Here is a 1930-nt window from a genome sequence, read left to right as displayed (position 1 = left end):
GGGCTGGAAAATCCAGCCCCGCCGGCGTTTGAGGTGCGTCAGGCCGGGTTGCGGGCGATGCAGCGGCTCAGGTGGTCGTTGACCAGGCCGCAGGCTTGCATCAGGGCGTACGCCGTCGTCGGGCCGACGAAGCGGATGCCCGCCTTCTTCAGGGCCTTGGCCAGGGCCGTGGACTCCGGGGTCACCGCCGGGATCTCGGTGGTGCTCTTCGGGGCCCGGCCCGGCGCCGGGGCGTGGGACCAGATCAGGGAGTCCAGCTCCCCCGCCCCCCACCCGGCCAGGGTCTTCGCGTTGGCGAGGGTCGCCTCGATCTTGGCCCGGTTGCGGATGATCCCCTCGTCGCCGAGGAGCCGTTCCACGTCCGCCGCGCCGAACTCCGCGACCTTGCCGATCTCGAAGCCCGCGAACGCCGCCCGGAACCCCTCGCGCCGGCGCAGGATCGTCAGCCACGAGAGCCCCGACTGGAAGGCCTCCAGGCACAGCCGCTCGTAGAGGGCGTCGTCCCCGTGGACCGGGCGCCCCCACTCGGTGTCGTGGTAGGCGATGTAGTCCTCGGTGGACAGCCCCCACGGGCACCGCAGGCCCCCGTCGGGCCCGGCGACGACCCCGGTCACTGCCCGTCGGCCTTGGTGAGGCTCACGGAGCCGCCCCCGGCCGCCGCCACGGCGGCGGTGAGCTCCGCGATCCGGGCGTCACGCTCCGCCAGCTCGGCCGCCAGCCGCTCCAGTACCTCGTCCACCTCGTTCATCCGGTAGCCGCGCGGGGCGACCGGCAGCCGCAGCTCGTCGATGTCCGCCCGGACGACGGGACGGTTCTCCGGCAGGGCGTCGGACAGCCTGTCCGGCTCCGCCTCGGGCAGTACGGCCTCGGATCCGCCGCCGGCCACGGCCAGGGTGACCGCGGCAACGACCACGACCAGCGCGATCAGCAAGAACACGAACACGATCAACTCCCCTGAGAGGCTCCGGCCACCAGGTTAAGGTCACAGGCGAGGCGCGAAGGCCGCCGAAGGAGGAAAGAGCAGGATGCTGCGACTGGGCAGGCGCGAGTTCGACACCCACGAGCCGGTGATCATGGCCATCGTGAACCGGACCCCTGACTCCTTCTACGACCAGGGCGCGACCTTCCGCGACGAGCCGGCCCTGGACCGGGTCGAGCAGGCCATCGCCGAGGGCGCCGCGATCATCGACATCGGCGGGGTCAAGGCCGGTCCCGGAGAGCACGTCGACGCGGCCGAGGAGGCCCGGCGCACGGTCGGCTTCGTCGCCGACGTCCGGCGCCGCCACCCGGACGTGGTGATCAGCGTGGACACCTGGCGGCACGAGGTCGGCGAGGCCGTCTGCGAGGCCGGGGCCGACGTGCTGAACGACGCGTGGGGCGGGGTCGACCCGAAGCTCGCCGAGGTCGCCGCGCGCTACGGCGCCGGCATCGTCTGCACCCACGCGGGCGGGGTCGAGCCGCGCACCCGGCCGCACCGGACCTCGTACGAGGACGTGATGGAGGACATCCTGCGCGTCACGGTCGGGCTCGCCGAACGCGCGGCCGCGCTGGGCGTCCGCCGCGACGCGATCATGATCGACCCGGGTCACGACTTCGGGAAGAACACCCGCCACTCCCTGGAGGCCACCCGCCGCCTCGCGGAGATGACCGGGACGGGCTGGCCGGTGCTGGTCTCCCTGTCGAACAAGGACTTCGTCGGCGAGACCCTCGACAAGCCCGTCAAGGAGCGCCTCCTGGGCACCCTGGCCACCACGGCCGTCTCGGCCTGGCTCGGCGCCCAGGTCTACCGCGTCCACGAGGTGGCGGAGACGAAGCAGATCCTCGACATGGTCCGCTCGATCCAGGGCCACCGGCCCCCGGCGGTGGCCCGCCGCGGGCTCGCCTGAGCCCACTGCCCGACGGCCGGAGGCCGGCCCTGACTCTTAAACAC

Annotated in this window: 3 protein-coding genes; 1 reads left to right on the top strand and 2 read right to left on the bottom strand. The window is 73.0% G+C overall.

Going from position 1 to position 1930, the window contains the following annotated elements; genetic code table 11:
* Window positions 1–38 precede the first annotated feature (38 nt).
* A complete protein-coding gene (locus tag ACWGDE_RS38560) occupies window positions 39–614 on the bottom strand; it encodes a DNA-3-methyladenine glycosylase I (RefSeq protein ID WP_453393752.1) in 576 nt (191 codons plus the stop codon).
* Window positions 611–949, bottom strand: coding sequence for a DivIVA domain-containing protein (locus ACWGDE_RS38555; protein WP_453393751.1), 339 nt, complete (start codon window positions 947–949; stop codon window positions 611–613). Before ACWGDE_RS38555 ends, ACWGDE_RS38560 begins: the two co-directional genes overlap by 4 nt.
* Window positions 950–1025: 76 nt before the next feature.
* On the opposite strand from ACWGDE_RS38555, the gene folP reads away from it, so the two are divergent.
* Entirely contained in the window at window positions 1026–1886 is an 861-nt protein-coding gene (gene folP / locus ACWGDE_RS38550; RefSeq protein WP_453393750.1) for a dihydropteroate synthase, read from the top strand.
* The last annotated feature ends 44 nt before the right edge of the window (window positions 1887–1930 follow it).

The organism is Streptomyces sp. NPDC054956 (genome assembly GCF_053609185.1).
This window is presented reverse-complemented; position numbering and strand designations above follow the sequence as displayed.

Bases quoted from the DNA above. Each gene is read 5' to 3' on its own strand.
- folP (WP_453393750.1), top strand. From the start codon at position 1,026: ATGCTGCGACTGGGCAGGCGCGAGTTCGACACCCACGAGCCGGTGATC.